This window comes from Microbacterium sp. ABR10, from assembly GCF_057812175.1.
In genome coordinates, this window is the sequence record NZ_CM173821.1 from 3,399,034 (window position 1) to 3,419,706 (window position 20,673).

Here is a 20,673-nt window from a genome sequence, read left to right on the forward strand (position 1 = left end):
TTGATTCCTACACACTAATGTCTTATTCCTGCATAAGCAAGATTTAGAAGGCGACGGATGCCGTGGCGACCTGCTCTCGCGACAGCACCGCCGCGATCTTCCGCGCTCCCCGCACCGCCAGCGCGACCGACGTCAGCGTGGGATTGCACGCGGTCGAGGTCGGGATGACCCCGTTGCCGGCGACGAAGAGATCCGGGACGCCCCATACCTCGCTGTCGACATCGCACACGCTCGTCCCGTCGTCGGCGACACCCATCCGCGTCGAGCCCTGGTAGTGCAGCGACGACCCCGGCGGAAGGGTGAACGGACGACTGTCGAGCGGATCGCCGACCGCCTCACCGAGGCGCACGATCTCCTGCCGCGCCCGCTCCATGACCGCGTGATCGCGGGCGGTGAGCGTGTAGTGGATGCGCGGGGCCGGCATCCCGTAGCCGTCGACGTGCTCGTCGTCGAAGGCGACACGGTCGTCGGCCTGCAGGTCCTTCGCGCAGAAGAGACCGAGCCCCACGATCGAGCCGGGCACGACGGGGTCGTCCTCGGCGAGCGGGATGGGCGAGGCGTCGAGCTGCATGATCTGACCGTGGAAGGGCATTCCCTCGGTGAACGGCACCCAGCTCACACCGCTGTACTCGGCGAGCCCCGTCGCGGGCGCATCGGCGCCGAGGGGCGGCATGTCGCGCAAGCGCGCCGCGAACACGATCTGCGCCTGATCGTTCAGGTAGCGACCGAGCGCATGCGGACGGACGCCCGACGCCCACAACAGCTGCGGGGTGCGCAGTGCGTCGGCGGCGACCACCACGAACCGCGCCGCGACCTCGTGCTCGCCACCCGAGCGCAGGTCGCGCACGCGGACACCCGCGGCGCGGCCCGCGACGCGCAGGACCGAGGTCACGAGAGACTCGTCGATCAGCGAGAAGCCGGGGTTGTCGCGCGTCTCGTCGCCGAGCACCACGTCGGACCCCGACCACACCAGACGGCCGTCGTCGCGACGATGGGCGGCCAACGGCATCCGTTGCACCCGGGTCGCCTCGATACGGCCCTCGTCGACCGCGGCGGACAGCCGCTCGCGCACGATGGCGCCGAAGGGTGCGGCGTCGAACGCGTCGGTGCGCACGCCGAGCAGACGCTCTCCCTCGGCGAGCAGCTCGTCGAGGTCGGGCAGGAAGGTGATGCGCTCGCTGTCGTTCGGACGCGGGCACGCGCCCGTCCAGTGCGCCGACATACCGCCGACGTTGCTCGACATCGCCGCGACCGGCATCCCGTCTTCACCGTCGAAGGCGTACCCGTCCTCGAGCAGGAAGGTGCCGGGGCGCGCCCCGCGCACCCCCGCCTTCGCCGCGCCCGGGTTGGCGACCTTCGCGCCCCGCTCGCCGGGGCCCTCCGACGCCATCTGCGCGCGGGCGCGCTCGGCGGGGTCGGCGATGTTCTTCACGTGCGCGCCGGGAGGGTCCGACACCGTCGGGCCGACCTCGAACATCGCGATGGTCGCGCCGGGCGCACGCTCCGAGAGGATGCGCGCATAGGCCGCACCCGTGGGGCCGCTACCGACGATGACGACGTCGACCGAGTGCGGGTACCGCCGGGCGTTCATGCGGCGCGTGCGATCTCGACGACGTGGGCGACCGAGGCCTCCGACGCGGTGGTCGGGTAGTACTCCAGGCCCACCGGGCCGTCGTAGCCGGCGTCACGCAGCAGGCGGAAGCGCTCGGTCCAATCGAGCTCACCCGTCCCGGGCTCTCCGCGGCCGGGGGCGTCGGCCAGCTGCACGTAGTGGATGAGATCGCCGGCGCCGGCCAGCTCGGCCTCCATGTCCTCACCCTCGACGGCCGAGTGGTAGATGTCGTACAGCACCCCGAACTGCGGCGAGGCGACGCCCCGGGCGACGTAGACGGCCTCGGCCGTGCGGTCGAGCAGCGAACCGGGGTGGTCAACGCGCACGTTGACCGGCTCGAGCACGAGACCGATCCCCGACCCGTCGATCTGCGCGATCGCCTTCTGGTAGATCTCGACGAGCTTGTCGAGCTGCACCTGGCGCTTCCACCCGCCGAAGCCCGTGCCGCTTCCCACGACCAGGCGCGGGCAGCCGAGCTCGCGGGCGATCTCGACGCCCTCGTCGAGCTTGCGGAAGAACTCCGAGTGATCCCACGGCGGGATCATGAACTGCGTGCGGGGCTCAGCCAGCTGCGCGGTGAGCTGCACGCCGGTCTCCTGCAGCGCCGCCTTCAGGGCGGGGAGGTCCTTCGGCGTCGCGGGTGCGTCGGCGCCGGTCGGACCCCACATCTCCACGGCGTCGAAGCCCGCCGCCGCCGCCGCGCGCACGCGGTCGTGGTAGTCGCCGGCCTCGGTGAAGAGGAGCTCGATGTTGGGGGCGAGTTGGTACACGGGGTGTCCTTTCGTGGTGCGCGAGGCGCGACGATCGACGGATGCCGCGCTCCGCGGCATCCATCTGGGCATGGTCAGCCCGTGAGGCCGGTGGTCCGGCCTCAGTGGAACGAAGGCGTCAGCCCTTCAAGCCGCCGGCGAAGCCCTGGATGAAGCGCTTCTGGGCGAAGAGGTAGAAGGCGAGGATCGGGATCATCGAGACGATGACGATCGCGAAGATCTGGTTCCAGGCCGACACGAGAGAGCCGATGTAGTAGTACATGGCCACCGGCAGGGTCTGGTTCGCCGATCCGCCGAGGAAGATCAGCGATGTGAAGAAGTCGTTCCAGACGATGAGTCCGGCGAGGATCGCAACGGTTCCCGTCGCCGGCGACATCAGCGGCAGGACGATGCGGAAGAAGATCTGCGTGCGGCTCGCGCCGTCGATGGTCGCGGCCTCCTCGTACTCGGTGCCGAGCCCGCGGAAGAAACCCGCGTACAGGAAGATCGACAGCGGCAGCAGCATGCCGGTGTAGAGGATGATCATGCCCCACGCCGATCCGGTGAGGCCGAGCGCACGGGCACCGATGTAGAGCGGGACAGTGCCCAGCTGGGTCGGCAGCACGATGGCGACGAGGAACAGGTAGTACACCACGCGGCTCCAGCGCCGCGTGCTGCGGGCGATGACGTAGCCGGTGAGGGAGCCCAGCAGCACCATGAGCACGATGCTGCCCGCGGTGATGATGGTGCTGTTGACTAGGCCCATCACGACATTGGAGTTACCGGTCGCGGTGAGCACCTTGACGAAGTTGCCGAAGTCGGGGGCGGTGGGAGGCGCGAGCGTCGACGACGTGATGACCTCGCGGTCGGACTTCAGCGACGTGGTGACGAGGAAGTAGAACGGGAGCAGGAACACGAGCGCGGCGATCCAGAACAGGAATTCCCGCAGGCCCGTGAGCTTGGTGTAGCGGAACATGTCAGTTCTCCTCCGAGCGGCCGTTGGTCAGACGCTGCTGCACGACGGCGAAGACCAGGATGATGAGGGTCAGCAGCAGCGCGAGCGCCGCGCCGTAGCCGAAGTTGCCGAGGGCGAACGACTGCTTGTAGACCTGCGTGGCGAGGGTCTCGGTCGCCGCGGCGGGCCCCCCGCCGGTGAGTGCCATGATCTGGTCGAACACGCGCAGGCCGTTGACGAGGCCGAGCGTCGTGGCGATCGCGACGGCGGGGCGGATCGAGGGAAGAGTCACGTGCCAGAAGCGCTGGCGGAGGTTCGCGCCGTCGATCGCCGCGGCCTCCTCGATCTCGACCGGCACGGCCGCGAGTCCCGCCATGTAGATGACCATCGCGAAGCCGATGTTCTGCCACACCAGCACGACGAGGATCGTCCAGATCGCCCACGTGGGGTCGGCGATCCAGGCCCGCGCCACCGAGTCGAGGCCCATCCCCCGCAGCACGATGTTGAGCGGGCCGTTGTAGTCGAAGATGAACTTCCAGATGTAGGAGGTGGCCAGCGGGCTCAGCACCACCGGCATGAAGAAGAGGGTCCGCAGGATGTAGCGGCTCTTCAGCCCCCGATTCAGGCCCAGCGCCACGCCGAGGCCCAAGACGTTGCTGAGGATCACCGCGCCGAACGCGAGGAACAGGGTGTTCCACAGAGCGCCGATCTTGGTGGGGTCCTGGAAGATGCGCACGAAGTTGTCGAGCCCGACGAGGTCGAAGGCTCCGATGCCCGTCCAGTTCGTGAAGGAGAAGAAGCCGCCGATGCTGGTGGCGACGTAGTGGATGCCGATGACGAAGAGCACCCCGGGAAGGGCCCACCACCAGTAGCCGAACTGCAGCAGACCCTTTCGCCGCGGTGCGGGTGCGGTGCGGCGGCGGCGACCGCCGCGGCCGGGCAGGACCACGCGTTCGGTCTCGGTGGCGGCGATGTCGCCGCTTCGGAAGGTGGTGCTCATCAGATCCTCGTCATCCTCGATCGGGGTGCGGCTCCGCCGCCCGGGTCTCGACGTCCCGGGCGGCGGAATCTCTCAGTTGCCCCAGGCCGAATCCATGTTCTGAAGCACCTGGTCGATGCTGGTCTGGCCGGTCAGCAGACCCTGGACGCCCACCTGCAGCGCCTCGTAGACGGCCGGGTTGGGCCAGACGTTGTTGGGCAGCGTCGTGTACGAACCGTTCGAGATGTCGGCGACGACCTCGGAGTAGATCGTGTCGCTGAGGTCGAGGTTCTTGTACTCCGAGATGGGGAGCAGACCCGAGGCCTCGTAGTACTTCTGCTGCGCCTCGGGCGTCGCCAGCCAGTCGACGAACTTCGTCGCGGCATCCTTCTTTGTCGACTTCGCGTTGATGGAGATCGTGTAGTTCGAGCTCGCCAGCACGTAGGGCTCGCCGCCGTCGGCCGCCGGGAAGGGCTGCACCTTGAAGTCGGCCTCCGGCGGGGCCGCCGTGGCGATCTCGACCGCCGAGCCCGACGGGATGAAGCTGCCGACGGAGGTGCCCTGCGCGAGGCCGTTGGTGATGGCGTCGAAGCCGCCGCCCTCGGCACCGGGCTGGAAGCAGCCGGCGTCCTTCAGGTCGACGATGGTCTGGAGCGCGTCGGCCCAGCCCTCGCTGTCGGCGAAGGTCGTCTCGCCCGCGGCGCGCTCGGCGTTGAACTCGGGGTCGGAGGCGTACACGCGGGTCGCGGCGATGCCCTGGGCGGTCAGGCCCGCGTTGGGACCGGCGGCACCGGCGAGGGCGAGCATCGATTTGCCCTGGCCCGCGAGGGCCGCGCAGTCCGCGTAGAAGTCGTCCATGGTCGTCGGCCACTCGGTGATGCCGTTCATGCCGGCGGTCCCCATGCTGGCGACGACGGCGGCGATGGTGAAGTCGAGGGGCTGACCGTAGGTCTTGCCGTCGACCTCGAACAGCGGTTCGCTGCCGGAGGGCACGAGCGAGGTGGCCGTGTCGCCGAGGGGCTCGAGGAAGCCGGCCTCGGCGAGGGGGATGAGGCCGCGGGCGTCGCCCGATCCGGGCGTGGTCTGCACGACGTCGGAGGCGTTGCCGGCCTGGAGCTGCGTGCGGATGGTCTCGCCGTACTTGTCGTTGGGCGTGGGGTTGGTGGTGATGGTCACACCGGGGTTCGCCGCCATGTACTCCTTGGCGAGCGTCTCGTAGGGGCTCTCGAGGTTGTTGGAGGTGGCGAAGGTGAACGTGAACGATTCGGAATCGCCCTCCGCGGCGCCGCCCGTTCCCCCGCCGGAGCACCCGGCGAGGACGAGAGCGGCGGTGGCGGGAAGAGCGAGGAGACCTGCGATCCGCGTGACGCGGCGATGCTGAGTCATGGCCAGCCTTTCTGACGACGTTGTCGGCGAGCCCTTCGGTGGGAGCGCCTGTGCTGTGTGACTCAGTATCCGCGCGATGCGTAGAAAACGCACATAAGTCTTCACGATGTGGCGCATAAGGCGAGGCGCCCGCTGCCCCATCGCTCGTGGATATGCGGCCTAGCCCGGGCATAGATGCGGTTGATACGATCGGCCCACAGCTTCCCCGAGCGAAGGATCACGACGTGGTGACCGATCATGCGACGCTCTCGCGCCTTGACCTGAACCTCCTGGTCGCCCTCGACGCCCTGCTCACCGAGCGCAGCGTCACCCGCGCGGCGGAACGGCTGCACCTGAGCCAGCCCGCCCTCAGCGCATCGCTGGCGCGCCTGCGCACCCACTTCGACGATCAGATCCTGGCCCGACGCGGCAACACCTACGAACTGACGCCGTTCGCCGTCCGACTCACCGAGCACACGACGACGGCGCTCGAAGCCGCCCGCCGCGTGTTCGAGAGCCAGGCGTCGTGGTCGCCCGCGGAGTCCACCCGCGAGTTCTCGATCTACGGATCGGACTACGGCTTCGTCACCGTCGGCACGATCGTCTCGCAACTGGCCGCCGAGAGGGCGCCCGGCGTGCGGTTCCGCTACATGCTGCACAACCCCGGCATCGTCGAAGACGCGACGAACCGGCTGCGCTCAGCCGACGGCATGGTCATCCCGCACGGCCCCGTCTCGGGGCTGCCCTACCTCGACCTCTGGCAGGACGACTGGTTCGCGGTCGTCTCGGCCGACAACGGCGACGTCGGCGATGCGCTGACGATGCAGAACCTCGCCGACATGCCGTGGGTGCTCACGTTCCAGTCGCGGTCGGCCTTCACCTCGGCCGCCCGTCAGATCCAGCAGCTCGGCGTCGAACCGCACATCGAGGTGGTGCTCGAGAGCTTCCTCTCGGTCGGACACTTCGTCAGCGGAACCCGTCGCGTCGGGCTGGTGCAGTCGGCCCTCGCCCCGCACCTGCTGCGCATCGGCGGCATCCGGGTCGTGCCCCTGCCGTTCGCCGCGACGCCCCTCGTGAGTGCGCTGTGGTGGCACCCCTCGCACACCCGCGATCCTGAGCACGAGTGGATGCGCGGCCTGTTCGCCGAGGCGGGCAGACGCATCGCCGCCGGCCACGCTCCGGTGTAGCCGACGCACGGTCCCGCGGCCGCGTGCCGCGGGTCGCTCCCTCAGCGATGAGCACAACCTCCGTGGCATCCCGGCCGTTCGGGCTGAGGATGCGCGAATCGCTGACTTTGCGCGCGGCCGGGGTCGCCCCACCGACGGGGCGCGGCGAGCCCCCACGCACGCCGCACCCCGCGGTGTGCTCAGACGGCCGCCGTCACCGCCCGCATCGACGTCCGGATGAGGTCGTGCTGGCGGCGCACGAGCAGCAGGGGGTCGACCTCGCCGAGTTCGGCGAAGGCGTGGCCCTCCCATTCGCTCGACCAGAAGCCGCGGTACCCGCCCTCGACGAACACGCGCACGAGCTCGGGATAGTCGATCGCCGGCTCCTGACCGCTGTCGTCGATGTCGTAGAACTTCGCGTGCACGTGCAGGATCTGCGGCATGATGTCGGCCCACTCCCGCGGGTCGACGTGGCCGTGCATGTTGAAGGCCAGGTGCGCGAACGACCCCAGGCGACCCGGGTCGAAGTCGCGGCCGCGCAGGTAGCCGAGGAACTCCTGCTGGCGCTCGCGCATCGTGGCATCCGTCGCCCAGATCTCCTGCAGCTTCGCCACGGCCTCGTCGTCGAGACCCGCGCGCCGCACGGCCCGCAGCAGGGTCGGCGACATCGCGTGCATGGTCGAGGAGAAGTCGGCCACGAAGCCCAGCAGGGGCGAATCGAGTTCGGCGTACGTCTCACGGACCCGCAGGACGGGCTCCGCGTTCGGACCCATCGGCGCGTGGATCTCGTAGGCGAGTTTCAGCTCGAGGTCTTCCGCGAGGGGGAGCAACCGCCGCAGCAGTTCGGGCTTCGCGCTCTGGATGCGAACGAGCGGGAAGCCCAGCTTCTTCGCTCCCTCGAACATGAGCGTCGAGAAAGCGAACTCTTCGTCGGGGGTCATGTCGCGATCGCGCCGTCGCCCCATGTCGAGGTTCGCGCCGAACGAGCTTGCGACGAACCCGTGGCGGTCGAAGGCCGCGCGCCACGTGCGCACGAAGTCGTCGCCGACCACCGGGTAGGTCGGCACCATCTGGGATGCCACGATCTCGATGCCGGGGCCGATCCCCAGCTCCGCGACGCGGTCGAGCAGACCATCGAAGTCGAAGTACCCCGCGCGGAACTCGGCGCTCGCCGAGTACAGCGTCAGACCCAGCTGGAACGGGTCGTCGTCGCTCGCCGGGGACGGCGGCGTCACGTCCGACACGAGCGCGGGGGTCCCGGCATCCGCGTCGACGACGGTGAGGGTCTTCACGTCGTGCACGACGTTCGGCACGTACATCCCGGGACCGCCGTCCTGGCCGGGCGCGATCTGCATGTAGGGCAGGCGCAGCTCGCCGTGCAGCACGACATCGTGCGTCTCGCCGAGGGCGACCGGGGTAGCGCGGCGCGCGATCAGCAGCGGGTGCTCCTGCAGGAACCAGAGCCGTTCGCTCTGCTCGGGCAGATCGTCGAGCCGGTAGGAGGTGTCACCGAATGCGACCCGGAGGTCGTCGGCATCCACCTGCTCTCCGTCGACGGTGAGGGCGAGGGTCGTCACCGATGACAACCAGAGGCTGCGGTACCAGGGGATGGTCAGGCGCAGGGCGAGCCCGTCGGGGTGCGCGCGCAGGCTGTCGTCGTGGATGAGGCCGTTGGGCATGGGGGTCTCCTCAGTGCGGTGGCGCGGGTGCGGTGGCGCGGGTGCGGTGGATGCGCGTCGGGCGGGGTGGCCGGTTACAGGCCGGCTCAGATGCGATCGGCGATCTGGCGCATCAGCGAGTGCTGGCGGCGGACCTGTTCGATGCTGCGCCAGGGTTCGCGCTCTCCCTCGTACTCGCTGGAGAGGTACCCGGTGTACCCCGCGTCCTTCAGCGCCTTGAGCACGGGCTCCCAGGGGATCTGCTTGTCGTCGAGCTGCTCGTCGATGTCGTGGAACTTCGCCTGGATGAACACCACGTTCTCGATCACGTCGAAGACGTCGGCGGGGTCGACGTGGATGCCGTCGAGGAAGGCCGGGCGCTGCCCTGGCAGTTCGCCGGGCTTGAGCGGGATCGGGCGGTCCTGGAAGATGCCGGTGTCGAGCAGCAGGCCGAAGTGCTTCGTACCGGTGCGGCGGATGAGGGCGATGTAGTCGTCGACGACCTCGTGCTTGATGGGGGTCGGCGAGTGGATCTCGGGACAGATGATCACGTCGAGCTCTTCGGCCAGGGGCAGCGAGGCTTCGACGACCGCGGTCCAGATCGGGTGCGGGATGAGGTCGCTGGAGACCACACCGATCTTGGGCCGCACGAACCGGAAGCCCAGGCGCTGGGCGAGGCGCAGATCGCGTTGCAGGGCGGCCGCCCCCTCTTCCACCGTCATGTCGCGGCCGTTCGGGCCGCTGGAGTGCAGGCGGGTGTCGATCCACGAGCCGTAGTTGGTGGGCTCGAGGCCGTACTTCTCGAGGAGCGCGAACCAGTCGTCGACCCACTCCTGCGAGGGGTTCGGGTAGTTCGGCACGTGTCCCTCGCCGAGGATCTCCACGCCCGTCGCCCCGAGGTCGGCGATCGAGGCGAGCGCGGTCTCGAGGTCCATCACCGTGCCGTAGTCGCCCATGTAGCTGTACAGCGAGACGCCGTAGCGGAAGGGGGCACCGGATGCCTCGGGCGCGAGCGTGACGTACTTCGTGACGCGGTACCGGCTCGGCTGGTGCTCCTCGGGGATGTACGACATGCGCAGGCGCAGATCGATCGACAGCTCGTGCGTGCCGTCGGGCAGGCCGCCGGGCAGTGGCACGGTGATGATCGCCGCGTCCTCGAGCGGCCACCGCACGCCGTCGCCGTCCCACAGCTCGGCGAGCGTGTACTGCCGGCCCTGCAGGGTCCACAGCGGCACGTCGGATGCCACGTCGACCAGCCCCGGGATGCTCACGCCGATGCCGTCGATCAGTGAGGCCGCCATGCCCCGGTAGGACGGCATCCGCACGCGGAACTGGAAGCCGGTGATCTCGCCGCTCTCCCGGACGTTGCGGAAGCCGACGGACTGGATGAGATCTCTCTCGAGAAGCATCGTCGCTCACTCTCTGTGGTGTCGCTCCGACGCTACCCCGCTTTTGCCTCTTTCAGACATAAGAGGTTGTGATGCCGCACATCAGCCCGCCTCGACACTCGCCCCCCGGGCCTACCGAAGCCCCCTGGTCCCACTTATGCACAGTGCATGTCCCACAAGTGGCGGCTCGGAGCGCTCCCACACAGCCAAGAGTGGGACACGGTCACGGCCGGACGCAGCGGCCAGGGCACCGCCGCGGCCCCTCGTCCCACTTACACATGGAGCATGTCCCACAAGTGGCGGCTTGGAGCGCTCCCACACAGCCAAAAGTGGGACATGGCCTCATCGCCACGACCTCACCGCCGCCGCGTCAGCGCTCCAACACCACCGCGAGCCCCTGGCCCACCCCGATGCAGATCGCGGTCACGGCCACACCGCCGCCGCGGCGCTTCAGCTCGTGCGCGGCGCGCGCGATGATGCGGCCGCCCGAGGCACCGAGCGGGTGCCCGATCGCGATCGCGCCGCCGTTCTCGTTGAGCAGCGCCGGGTCGAGCTCGGTCCACAGCTTCGCGCACGCTAGCGTCTGAGACGCGAACGCCTCGTTGAGCTCGACGAACGACACATCCGCCCACGTCCGGCCCGCGCGGGCCAGCGCCCGGTTGGCCGCCTCGACGGGTGCGACGCCGAACACGTCGGGGTCGTTGCCGAACGCGGCGCGACCGGCGATGCGGGCGAGGGGCTCGGCATCCAGCGCGCCCTCGGAACCCAGCAGTACCGCCGAAGCCCCATCGTTGATGGGCGAGGAGTTGCCCGCGGTCACCGAGCCGCCCGCGCGGAACGCCGGACGCAGGCCCGAGAGCACCTCGGCGGTGGAGTCGTCGCGAATACCCTCGTCACGGGCCAGCACGTGGCCCTCGACCTGCACGATCTCGTCGTCGAATCGACCCGCGGCCCAGGCGGCGGCGGCGAGGCGGTGGCTGCGGGCGGCGAAGGCGTCCTGCTCCTCGCGCGAGATGTCGTAGATCTCGGCGAGCTTCTCGGCGCTCTCGCCGTTCGAGATCGTCCAGTCCTTCCGCAGCCGCGGGTTGGTCATGCGCCAGCCGATCGAGGTGTTCCACATCGTCTGGTTCGCCGCGGGGAAGGGCCGGGGGCTCTTCTCGACCACGAAGGGCGCGCGGGTCATCGACTCGACACCGCCGGCGAGGATCACGTCGGCGTCTCCGGCCTCGATCGCGCGCGAGCCCTGGATCACGGCATCCAGAGACGATCCGCACAGGCGGTTGATGGTCGTGCCGGGTACCGACGAAGGAAAGCCCGCGAGCAGGGCGCCGAATCGGGCGACGTTGCGGTTGTCCTCGCCGGCCTGGTTGGCGTCGCCGAAGATGACGTCCTCGATGCGCGCGGGGTCGATCCCGGTGCGTTCGACGACGGATGCCATGACGGTCGCGGCGAGATCGTCGGGGCGCACGTCGGCGAAGGCCTTGCCGTGCCGGGCGAAGGGGGTGCGGACGGCGTCGTAGACGAAGGATGCGGGCATGTCTCAGGCCTCCAGGCTCAGACCGAGCAGGGACTCGATCTCGGCGTGCGTGTTGTCGCCGAACAGCTCGCGCACGCGGAAGCCGTCGGGGGTGACGTCGAAGACGCCGTGGTCGGTGTAGACGCGGGAGACGCAGCCGACCCCGGTCAGCGGGTAGCTGCACGACTCCACGAGCTTGGGATCGCCGCCCTTGGTCAGCAGGTCGGTCATGACGTAGACGTCCTTCGCCCCGATCGCGAGGTCCATCGCCCCGCCGACCGCGGGGATCGCCCCGGGCTCGCCCGTGGACCAGTTGGCGAGGTCGCCGCCCGCCGACACCTGGAACGCCCCCAGCACGCACACGTCGAGGTGACCGCCGCGCATCATCGCGAATGAGTCGGCGTGGTGGAAGTACGCCGCTCCCGCGAGAGCGGTGACCGGCTGCTTGCCGGCGTTGATGAGGTCGGGGTCGACACGTCCGCGCTCGGGCGCGGGGCCCATGCCGAGCATGCCGTTCTCGGTGTGCAGCACGATCTCGAGCCCCTCGGGCAGGTAGTCGGCGACGAGGGTCGGGGCCCCGATGCCGAGGTTCACCACGGCGCCTTCGGGGATGTCGGATGCCACGCGGGCGGCGAGCTCGGCGCGGGAGATGCGGGTGGTCACTGCGGTGCCCCTTCGTCGGTGCGTGCGTCGGTGTCGGGCGCCGGGCCGATGGCGCGGGCCGTCTGGGCGGGGGCGCTCACGATGCGTCCTCGTCGGCGAGAGGCCGGCCCTCGATGTCGACCCCGCCCACGAACTCGCCGTCGCGCAGCCAGGGACGCTCACCGACCGCGACGACGCGGTCGACGTAGAGCCCCGGGGTGACGACGGCCTCGGGGTCGAGCCCGCCGAGCGGCACGATCTCGTCGACCTGCACGACGGTGGTCGCCGCGGCGGCGGCCATGATGGGGCCGAAGTTGCGCGCCGTCTCGCGGTAGACGAGGTTGCCCCACCGGTCGGCTGCCCGGGCGCTGATGAGCGCCACGTCGGCACGGATCGGATACTCCAGCACGTAGTCGCGCCCGTCGATGCGCCGTGTCTCCTTGCCTTCCGCCAGCTGCGTGCCGAAACCGGTGGGGGTGAAGAAGCCGCCGACACCGGCGCCCGCGGCGCGGATGCGCTCGGCGAGGTTGCCCTGCGGAACGAGCTCGAGCTCGACCTTGCCCTCGCGGTACAGCCCGTCGAACACCCACGAGTCGCTCTGGCGGGGGAACGAGCAGATCATCTTGCGCACCTGGCCGGCCGCGAGCAGGGCGGCCAGACCCGTGTCGCCGTTGCCGGCGTTGTTGTTGACCACGGTGAGGTCGCGGGCGCCCTGGGCGATGAGGGCGTCGATGAGCTCGACGGGCTGACCGGCGCGTCCGAAGCCGCCGATCATGACGGTGGCCCCGTCGCGGATGCCGGCGACGGCCGCCACGAGGTCGGGAACGGTCTTATTGATCATGGAGGCTTCCTGTGTTCGCTCTGCGAACGTCCGTTCGCTTTACGCACACTTTATCGCCGACCGCCGGCTAGGGCAAGACCCGCGATCACCCCAGGTGCGCGTAGTCCGGGAGCTCGATGGCATCCGCCGGAGGGGTGAACAGACCACTCGCGAGACGCGCGACGACGGGGGTGGATGCCACCCGCAGCACCCCGCGGAACACCCCGACGCCGAGACGCGAGGTCGGGTTCGCCAGCCGCGGGGTGCCCGGGGGAAGGCTCTGCGCCTGGGCGACGTAGGGCCGCATCACGCGCTCGTATCCGCGGAACGCGTCGCGGTGGTCGACGTGGGCTGCGAGCTCCCCCGCCAGCACGTAGGCCCCGGCGAGAGCGAGGCTCGTCCCCATGCCGCTGACCGGCGAGGCGCAGTACGCGGCGTCTCCCACCAGCGCGACCCGACCGTTCGACCAGCGGGGAGCCCGCACCTGACCGATCGCGTCGGTATACAGCTCCTCCGCGCGGTCGAAGCCGTCGAGCACGCGCGCCGCCTCCCAGCCGGCATCGGCGAAGGTCTCGCGCAAGCGGCGGCGCTGCGCGTCGACATCGCCGCGGTCCGTCCGTGGGCGCTCGCGGTCGGTGACCACCGACATCGTCGCGCGGATCGTGCCGTGCGGATCGGGCCGCAGGGTGATCGACCGGCCGCCCGGCGCGGAGTACCAACGCCACCAGTCGTCGTCCGCGGCGGTGCGGGGGATCGTGCCATAGGTCGTCTCGAGCCCCAGCGAGCGGATCTGCGGCTCATCACCGAAGACCAGCCCGCGCGTTCGCGAACCGATCCCGTCGGCGGCGACGACGAGCGTGAACCGCTCCTCGGGCGCCCGCTCGAAACGCACGACGACTCCGTCGGCATCCTGGTCCACCCCGGTGACCCGGTCACCGAAGCGGTACTCGGTGCGCCCGGCGGTGCGCTCGACGAGCAGTTCGGCGAGATCGCCGCGCAGGATCTCGAGTTCGGCGGTGGCGCCGTCGGAGTCGCCGCGTCCGGCGGGGAACGCCGCGACGGTCCGCCCGTCGCGTCCGACGAACCGTGTGCCCACCTCCCCCGTGGTCGCCGCGCGCACCGCGGACTCGAGGTCCATTCGCCGCAGCACTTCGCGTCCGGCGCCGCGCACGTCGACGTTCTGTCCGCCGGTGCGGAGGCCTCGAGCACGCTCGACGATCACCGTCTCGTAGCCGTACCGGTTCAGCCAGTACGCCAGCGCCGGGCCCGCGATGCTCGCCCCGCAGATCAGCACTCGCCCTCGGGACGTCGACATATTTCCCCGCTTCGTTGATTATCAATGATATTGGCAATCTACACGACTATCGTGGGGGTGTGCCCGCGCTCGAAGACTCCCCCGACGCACGCGACGACCGCCGCGAACGCGAACGCGCGCGTCGCACCGAAGCCCCGATGGGCGACGACGACATCCGCGCGCGCGTGCAGCGCGTCACCCTGCGCCAGCAGCAGTTCGAGCGACACGTCGCCGCCACGCTCGCCGTCGACGCCCCCGGACTCGAGGCGATGGACCACCTCATCTCCGCCGGTGCGGCCACCCCCACCGAACTGGCCCGGCGCCTGGGCATCTCGACCGCCGCGATGACGCTGGTGCTGCACCGCCTCGAGAACGCCGGGCACATCCACCGCGAACGTCACCCCCACGACGGGCGCAAGCTCGTCGTCACGGCCGTCGATCAGTCCCGCGACCGCGCGCGCGACCTCGTCGCGCCGTTGATCGACGGCGTCGAACGCGTGGTCGACGACATGGATGCCGCGGAGCGCGCCACCGTGCAGCACTTCCTCGACCGGCTCATCGGCGTGTACGACCACGCCCTCGAAGCCGCGAACCCGCCCCCGCGCTGACGGGTCTCAGACCAGGCGGAGCTCCGCGTCGATCGCCGCTGCCGCCGCAGCCAGGGGCGGCAGGCACCTGTCGCGCCACTCGTCGACGTCGCCGCGCGCGCTCGCCGACACGTTGACGGCGGCCACGACGCTCCCGTCGCGCCCGTGGACGGGCACCGCGAGCGAGCGCAGCCCCTGCTCGAGCTCCTCGTCGACGAGGGCCCATCCCTGCGCGCGGATGCGGACGAGCTCGGCCGTCAGCACGTCGACGTCGGTCCGGGTGCGCGGGGTCAGCTGCTCGGGCCGGGCCGCTCCGATGAGTTCTGCGATGCGCTCGTCGGGTTCGGCGGCCAGCAGCACGCGGCCCATGCTCGTGGCGTAGGCCGGGAAGCGCGTGCCGATCGTGATGCCCACGCTCATGATGCGCCGCGTGGGGACGCGGGCGACGTAGACGATGTCGTGGCCGTCCCGCACCGCCGCCGAGACGCTCTCGTCGATGTCCCTCGACAGCCGCTCGAGGTGCGGCTGCGCGATGGCCGGCAGCGACAGCGCTGACAGGTAGCTGAAGCCCAGCTCGAGCACCCGCGGGGTGAGGGCGAAGTCGCGCCCGTCGCTGCGTACGTAGCCGAGCGTCTGGAGGGTCTGCAGGAACCGTCGCGCCGCTGCCCGCGGCAGGTCGGCCCTTCGCGACACGTCGCTGAGGGTCAATGTCGCGTGGTCGGCGTCGAACGCCCGGATCACCGCGAGACCGCGCGCGAGCGACTGGACGAACTCCGGTCCCGCGCTCTCACTCACCGGCTCACCCTATCCGCCGGTCACCCGCCGACCTGCACGCCGCCGCCCGGCACGTCCCCGCCCGCCACGCCGCCGCCCGGCACGTCCCCGCCCTGCCCGTCCGGCACGGGGGCGTCCTGCGCGAACACCTCCGTCGCGATCCGGAACGCCGTATTCGCCGCAGGCACCCCGGAGTAGATCGCCGCCTGCAGGATCACCTCGCGGATCTCGTCGACGCTCAGACCGTTGCGCAGGGCCGCCCGCAGGTGCATCGCGAGTTCCTCGTGGTGCCCGTGCGCGATGAGCGAGCTGAGCACGGCGATCGAGCGCGACCGGCGGTCGAGACCGGGTCGCGACCAGATGTCGCCCCAGGCCACCCGGGTGATGAAGTCCTGCCAGTCGGCGGTCAGGTCGGTGGTCGCCGCGACGGCGCGGTCGACGTGGGCGTCCGACAGCACGGCGCGGCGCACGACCATGCCCTGGTCGAAGCGTTCCTGATCCGTGGGCATCAGGCGTCCTCTCGAGAAGCGGATACGAAGAACGACCGCAGCAGTGCCGCGACGGCCTCGGGTTGTTCGGCGGGGGGCAGGTGGCCCGCCTCGTCGATGCGCGCCACCCGGCCATCGCGCACCCCCTCGGCGATCTCGAGGGCCTTGGCCTCGGGCGCGACGGCGTCGAACGCCCCCCACGCGGCGAGCACCGGCACGGCGATCTCGCCCAGAGAGGAGCGCACGTCGTAGGCGGCGAGCGCCTCGCAGCAGCGGGCGTAGCTGTCGTCGTCGGCATCCTGCAACGCGTGCAGCAGGCGACCGGTCAGGTCGGGTCGTCGAGCGATCGAGTCGGGGGCGAACCAGCGCTGCGCCGAGGCGATGATGAGGCTCGACGTGCTCTGCGCCCGCGCCTGAGCGGCACGCTCGGCCCACGCGTCGGGGTCGCCGAGCTGGGCCCCGGATGCCACGATCCCCGCGGCCCGCAGCCGATCGCCGTGCCGCAGGGCGAGCTCCAACCCCGTCGCGCCGCCGAGCGAGACGCCCGCGTAGAAGAAGGTCTCGTCGGTCACCGCAGCCGCCACGGCATCCGCGAGGTCGGCGACCGAGAACGTCTCCCGAGCGACGGGGCCCGCGCCGTGACCCGGGAGGTCCCAGGCCGAGACGCGGTAGTCGTCGGCGAGCAGCGGCACGACGTCGTCCCACAGGATCGTCGAGGTGCCGAGCGAGGGCCCGAGCACGACGAGCGGCGCGCCCACCGGCCCGACCGGCGCCGTCAGCGAGATCAGCGGAAGCGCGCTCATTCGTCCACCCCGCGTCCGTTCCCGTCGGATGCCGTGCGATCTCGGTGATCGGCTTCGGCGCCGTCGGCGCCCGGCTGCGACCCCGCAGCATCCGGAGCCCCGGTGGTCGCCCGAGCCAGCCGCGGCGCGAGCCCCACGTACGAGGCGGGGTCGAGCAGCGCGTCGACGTCGAGACCGTCGGCCTCGGGCAGTGCCCGCAGTGCGACGGCGAGGTCGTCGTCGCCGGCGAGCAGGTCGGCGAAGCGCTCGGCGCCGATGAGCGGCACGAGAACACCGCGCAGGCGCTCGCTCACGAGGCGTCCGCCGGTTGCTCCGGCGTTGCGCGCGGCGGCCGCGGCGTCCACCCGCAGGTGCGCCGCGAGCGAGGAGGCGTGCCACGACGCGCCCAGCGCGAGCCGCAGAAGATCGCGCAACGTCGGCCACTCGGCGTGCCAGGCCCCATCGGGACGTTCGTCGACGGCGAGGGATGCCGCGAGGTGCAGGGTCGCGCCCAGTTGCGGCGCGCGAAGGGCCGCGGAGCGGATCAGCACCGCCTCGGCGGGGTTCTGCTTCTGCGGCATGGCCGACGAGCCACCGCCCACGCCCTCCGACACCTCGCCGATCTCGGTGCGGCTCAGCGTCGCCACGTCGGCCGCGAACTTGCCCAGCGCGTCGAGCGCCTGCACGAGCGCGTCGCCGAGCTCGGTCACCGGCCAGCGGGTGACGTGCCACGGCGCCTCGGGCACGTCGAGCGACGCTGCCCGGGCGAAGGCCGCGGGCAGAGCAGCCGCGGCATCCGCGGATCCGGTGATCTCCACGAACGAGGCGAGCGTGCCACCGGCGCCGCCGAGCTGCGCCGGGAAGACGAGCGCGTCGAGACGGGACGCCGCCCGCTCGATCCCCTGCGCCCACGTCGCCGCCCGTGCACCCACCGTCGTGGGCACCGCGTGTTGCGTGAGCGTGCGCGCGGCCGCGACGTCGTCGGCATGACGCAGGGCGAGCTGTCGCAGCCGCGGGGCCGCGTCTGCCAGGGAGCCGCGCACCTGCTCCACCGCGCGCTGCGCGACCACCATGAGGGCGGTGTCGAGAATGTCCTGACTCGTCGCCCCGCGGTGGACCCACGCGCGGTGCGCGGCGGGCACCCGTTCCTTCAGCATTCCCACGAGCGGAATGACGGGGTTCCCGCCCCCGACCGACGCCGTGACGAGCGCGTCGAGGTCGAGCGTCGCCGACGGTGACCCGCCCTTCTCGTCGAGGCCGAAGGCGTGGTCGATCGCCGTGCCCGCCTCACGCGGTGCGACACCCCGCTCGACGTAGGCCGCCACGAGGGCACCCTCGGCCCGCACGAGCGCGTCGAGCACGGAGGCGTCCGACACGAGCGCGTCGTGGCCGACCGCGACCGGCGTGAGGAGTCCTCGGTCGAGGGGCTCAGAAGGCAAGGAACACCGTCTCTCTCGCGCCCTGCAGCCGGATGTCGTGCCGCAGGTGGCCGTCGGCCGCGCGCGTCGCGATGAGAGTAGCGCGCTCCTCGGACGTCAGCGTCGACAGCAGCGGGTCGGCGGCGAGCGCCGCGTCATCCCCCGGCACGTAGATGCGCGTGTGCAGCTTGTCGGGCAGGCCCCGCGCGAAGACGACCGCCGCGTAGAACCCCGCCCGCCCCCGGATGCCACCGGGCTCGCGCGTCCAGAACTCGAAGTGCCCCTCGTCGTCGGTGAACGCGCGACCGAAGCCGGTGAAGGTGTGGTCGTCGCGGCGGAACGCGCCCCGGGCCCGCGGCACCGAGCCGTCGGCATCCGCTCCCCAGATCTCGATCAGCGCGTCGGGCACCGGTGCGCCCGCCCCGTCGTACACGGTGCCGCCGAGCACGATCGCCCCGGGCGAGTGCGGGAAGGCGACCTCATGCTGCTTCGGGTACTCCAGCCCGTAGGCGAAGAACGGCCCGACCGTCTGGCCGGGGGTCGCGCGGTGGGTCTTGGCGGGGATCACTCGTCGCCCTCCTGCTCGCCCTTCGACGGGCTCAGGGACCGGGTCGTGCGTCGATGTCGTCGTCATCTCACTCGCCCTCGGCTTCGAAGTAGGTGGCATCCGGCCCGTCGACGACGATGTCGAAGCGGTAGCCCGTCGCCCACTCGGGCGAGGTCAGATCGTGGTCGTAGACGCCGACGAGCGCGTCGCGGTCCTTCTGCCGGTGAATGGTGTTGTAGATCGGGTCGAGCGCGAACAGCGGGTCGCCCGGGAAGTACATCTGCGTCACGAGTCGCTGGGTGAACGACGAGCCGAACACCGAGAAGTGGATGTGCGCCGGACGCCACGCGTTGCGGTGGTTCTTCCAGGGGTAGGGTCCGGGTTTGATCGTGGTGAAGCGGTACTCGCCGTTCTCGTTCGTGACCGCGCGCCCGGCGCCGGTGAAGTTCGGATCGAGCGGGGCGGGGTGCTGGTCGCGCTGGTGGATGTAGCGCCCGGCGGCGTTGGCCTGCCAGATCTCGATGAGCTGGTTCGCCACCGGCCTGCCCCACGAGTCGAGCAGGCGCCCCTGCACGCTCATGCGCTCCCCCAGCGGTTCGCCGGTGTGCTGCAGCGTGAGGTCGGACTCGATCGCGGCGACGTCGCGCTGCCCGAACGCGGGCGAGAGCAGCTCGATCGTCTCGGGGTCGACGAGTTTGGGGTTCTTGGTGGGATGCCGCAGCACACTCGAGCGGTAGGCGGGGAAGTCGTGAGCGGTGGCGGCGATGTCCTCGCCGGCGGCCTCCCGCGCGTCGAGCTCGGCATGGCGGGCGCGGATCTCGTCGACGATCTGGCTCTGCGTCGCCTGGTCGGGGGCGGCGAGCAGCGTCTCGGGTGCGGCGGCGGGGTTCGACATGGGGTCTCCTTCGACGTCTCCATCGTCCGACACCGCGCGACGGTGCGGCAGATCGTTCCCGAACAATGGGAGTCGTGGCATCCTGACCCCATGGCGAACTCCCCCTCCGGCGACTCGGTCACCGATCGACTGGTGCGCATCCTCGAGACCTTCACCCCCACGCGCACCGCCCAGACGACGGCCGACATCGGCCGCCGAGCGAGCCTGCCGAGCTCGTCGGCGCACCGGATCGTGGGCGAGCTGGTGGATGCCGGGCTGCTCGAGCGCGACGACGAGCGACGGGTGCGTGTGGGGATGCGGCTCTGGGAACTGGCCACGCGCTCCTCCCACGCCCTGCGGCTGCGTCAGGCCGCGCTGCCGTACATGGAACGGGTGCAGCAGCGGGTGCGCGAACACACCCAGCTCGCGATCCTCGAGCACGACGAGGCGCTCTTCCTCGAGCGGCTCAGTGCGCCGGACTCGGGCGCGAACATCACGCGGGTCGCCGGGCGCCTGCCCGTGCACGCCTCGTCGTCGGGGCTGGTCCTGCTCGCCTTCGCCCCGCACGACCTGCAGGAGCGGGTGCTCGCGCGCCCGCTCGCCGCCGTCACCCCCGAGACCATCGTCGACCCCGCCGCACTCCGGCGCGCCCTGGCCGAGATCCGCACCCTCGGCCGAGTGGTCGCCCCCGGCACCGTCGACCAGGTCTCCACCGGTGTCGCGGTGCCCGTGCGCGATGAGACGGGCGCCGTCATCGCGGCGCTGTCGGTCGTGCTTCCACGCGATGCGGAGACGCAGTTCGCGCTCGTCGAACTGCACCGCGCGGCCCGCGACACGGAGCGAGCCCTGGGATACCGCCGGTGACCCCCCTTCCCCCCCCTCCCTCTCCCTCCGTTGAGCGTCCAGGAAACGCCGCGACATCTCGCACCGAAGCGGCGTTTCCTGGACACTCGACAGCAATGCGCACCCCGGGATGGCATGCCACGACATCCCGATCAATGAGAGTCGCGGCCTCGCGCCGAGGGCGGCAAGGCAGCATCGACCACAGCCGCCGTCGAG

Annotated in this window: 20 protein-coding genes; 3 read left to right on the forward strand and 17 right to left on the reverse strand. The window is 70.9% G+C overall.

Annotation, left to right across the window (positions count from 1 at the left end):
* Positions 1-43: 43 nt before the first annotated feature.
* The 5 genes from ACXKZF_RS15715 to ACXKZF_RS15735 all read right to left on the reverse strand — a co-directional run bounded on the left by ACXKZF_RS15715 (position 44) and on the right by ACXKZF_RS15735 (position 5,681).
* On the reverse strand, positions 44-1,591 hold the full coding sequence (locus tag ACXKZF_RS15715) for a GMC oxidoreductase (RefSeq protein ID WP_488984832.1): 1,548 nt from the start codon (positions 1,589-1,591) through the stop codon (positions 44-46).
* Complete coding sequence (locus ACXKZF_RS15720; protein ID WP_488984833.1) at positions 1,588-2,382, reverse strand: TIM barrel protein; 795 nt, start codon at positions 2,380-2,382, stop codon at positions 1,588-1,590. Before ACXKZF_RS15720 ends, ACXKZF_RS15715 begins: the two co-directional genes overlap by 4 nt.
* Positions 2,383-2,500: 118 nt before the next feature.
* Positions 2,501-3,337 carry a carbohydrate ABC transporter permease gene (locus ACXKZF_RS15725; protein WP_488984834.1) on the reverse strand — a complete coding sequence of 279 codons (837 nt, stop codon included), beginning with the start codon at positions 3,335-3,337 and terminating at the stop codon, positions 2,501-2,503.
* 1 nt (position 3,338) lies between these two features.
* The gene (locus ACXKZF_RS15730; RefSeq protein WP_082484794.1) at positions 3,339-4,316 is read right to left on the reverse strand and encodes a carbohydrate ABC transporter permease; all 978 of its coding nucleotides are present in this window, start codon (positions 4,314-4,316) and stop codon (positions 3,339-3,341) included.
* Between the two features lie 72 nt (positions 4,317-4,388).
* Entirely contained in the window at positions 4,389-5,681 is a 1,293-nt protein-coding gene (locus tag ACXKZF_RS15735) for an ABC transporter substrate-binding protein (protein ID WP_488984835.1), read from the reverse strand.
* Between the two features lie 227 nt (positions 5,682-5,908).
* Between ACXKZF_RS15735 and ACXKZF_RS15740 the strand changes: the two genes are divergently transcribed.
* Positions 5,909-6,847, forward strand: a complete 939-nt coding sequence (locus ACXKZF_RS15740; RefSeq protein WP_488986014.1) for a LysR family transcriptional regulator — start codon at positions 5,909-5,911, stop codon at positions 6,845-6,847.
* Positions 6,848-7,026: 179 nt separating this feature from the next.
* On the opposite strand, the gene ACXKZF_RS15745 is transcribed toward ACXKZF_RS15740, so the two are convergent.
* From ACXKZF_RS15745 to ACXKZF_RS15770, 6 genes are all read right to left on the reverse strand, one after another.
* Positions 7,027-8,505 carry a C-glycoside deglycosidase beta subunit domain-containing protein gene (locus tag ACXKZF_RS15745; protein ID WP_488984836.1) on the reverse strand — a complete coding sequence of 493 codons (1,479 nt, stop codon included), beginning with the start codon at positions 8,503-8,505 and terminating at the stop codon, positions 7,027-7,029.
* Positions 8,506-8,591: 86 nt separating this feature from the next.
* A complete protein-coding gene (locus ACXKZF_RS15750; RefSeq protein ID WP_055952179.1) occupies positions 8,592-9,893 on the reverse strand; it encodes a C-glycoside deglycosidase beta subunit domain-containing protein in 1,302 nt (433 codons plus the stop codon).
* A 349-nt stretch (positions 9,894-10,242) separates the two neighbouring features.
* A complete protein-coding gene (locus ACXKZF_RS15755) occupies positions 10,243-11,409 on the reverse strand; it encodes a thiolase family protein (RefSeq protein WP_488984837.1) in 1,167 nt (388 codons plus the stop codon).
* Between the two features lie 3 nt (positions 11,410-11,412).
* Positions 11,413-12,051: a 3-oxoacid CoA-transferase subunit B gene (locus ACXKZF_RS15760; protein WP_488984838.1), complete on the reverse strand. Its 639-nt coding sequence runs from the start codon at positions 12,049-12,051 to the stop codon at positions 11,413-11,415.
* Positions 12,052-12,127: 76 nt separating this feature from the next.
* On the reverse strand, positions 12,128-12,871 hold the full coding sequence (locus ACXKZF_RS15765) for a 3-oxoacid CoA-transferase subunit A (protein ID WP_488984839.1): 744 nt from the start codon (positions 12,869-12,871) through the stop codon (positions 12,128-12,130).
* Positions 12,872-12,956: 85 nt separating this feature from the next.
* Positions 12,957-14,165: an FAD-dependent monooxygenase gene (locus ACXKZF_RS15770; protein ID WP_488984840.1), complete on the reverse strand. Its 1,209-nt coding sequence runs from the start codon at positions 14,163-14,165 to the stop codon at positions 12,957-12,959.
* A 59-nt stretch (positions 14,166-14,224) separates the two neighbouring features.
* On the opposite strand from ACXKZF_RS15770, the gene ACXKZF_RS15775 reads away from it, so the two are divergent.
* Positions 14,225-14,752, forward strand: a complete 528-nt coding sequence (locus ACXKZF_RS15775; protein ID WP_235561211.1) for a MarR family winged helix-turn-helix transcriptional regulator — start codon at positions 14,225-14,227, stop codon at positions 14,750-14,752.
* A 6-nt stretch (positions 14,753-14,758) separates the two neighbouring features.
* Here ACXKZF_RS15775 and ACXKZF_RS15780 read toward each other — a convergent pair whose 3' ends face one another.
* The 6 genes from ACXKZF_RS15780 to pcaH all read right to left on the reverse strand — a co-directional run bounded on the left by ACXKZF_RS15780 (position 14,759) and on the right by pcaH (position 19,635).
* Positions 14,759-15,526 carry an IclR family transcriptional regulator domain-containing protein gene (locus ACXKZF_RS15780; protein ID WP_488984841.1) on the reverse strand — a complete coding sequence of 256 codons (768 nt, stop codon included), beginning with the start codon at positions 15,524-15,526 and terminating at the stop codon, positions 14,759-14,761.
* 20 nt (positions 15,527-15,546) lie between these two features.
* Entirely contained in the window at positions 15,547-16,014 is a 468-nt protein-coding gene (pcaC, locus tag ACXKZF_RS15785) for a 4-carboxymuconolactone decarboxylase (protein ID WP_488984842.1), read from the reverse strand.
* A complete protein-coding gene (locus tag ACXKZF_RS15790; protein ID WP_488984843.1) occupies positions 16,014-16,796 on the reverse strand; it encodes an alpha/beta fold hydrolase in 783 nt (260 codons plus the stop codon). Before ACXKZF_RS15790 ends, pcaC begins: the two co-directional genes overlap by 1 nt.
* The gene (locus ACXKZF_RS15795; RefSeq protein ID WP_488984844.1) at positions 16,793-18,214 is read right to left on the reverse strand and encodes a lyase family protein; all 1,422 of its coding nucleotides are present in this window, start codon (positions 18,212-18,214) and stop codon (positions 16,793-16,795) included. The genes ACXKZF_RS15790 and ACXKZF_RS15795 overlap by 4 nt, the downstream gene beginning before the upstream one ends.
* Positions 18,204-18,761 carry a protocatechuate 3,4-dioxygenase subunit alpha gene (pcaG, locus tag ACXKZF_RS15800; RefSeq protein WP_488984845.1) on the reverse strand — a complete coding sequence of 186 codons (558 nt, stop codon included), beginning with the start codon at positions 18,759-18,761 and terminating at the stop codon, positions 18,204-18,206. The genes ACXKZF_RS15795 and pcaG overlap by 11 nt, the downstream gene beginning before the upstream one ends.
* A 67-nt stretch (positions 18,762-18,828) precedes the next feature.
* Positions 18,829-19,635 carry a protocatechuate 3,4-dioxygenase subunit beta gene (gene pcaH / locus ACXKZF_RS15805; protein WP_488984846.1) on the reverse strand — a complete coding sequence of 269 codons (807 nt, stop codon included), beginning with the start codon at positions 19,633-19,635 and terminating at the stop codon, positions 18,829-18,831.
* Positions 19,636-19,725: 90 nt separating this feature from the next.
* Here pcaH and ACXKZF_RS15810 point away from each other — a divergent pair, with 90 nt between their 5' ends.
* Entirely contained in the window at positions 19,726-20,478 is a 753-nt protein-coding gene (locus ACXKZF_RS15810; RefSeq protein WP_488984847.1) for an IclR family transcriptional regulator, read from the forward strand.
* The last annotated feature ends 195 nt before the right edge of the window (positions 20,479-20,673 follow it).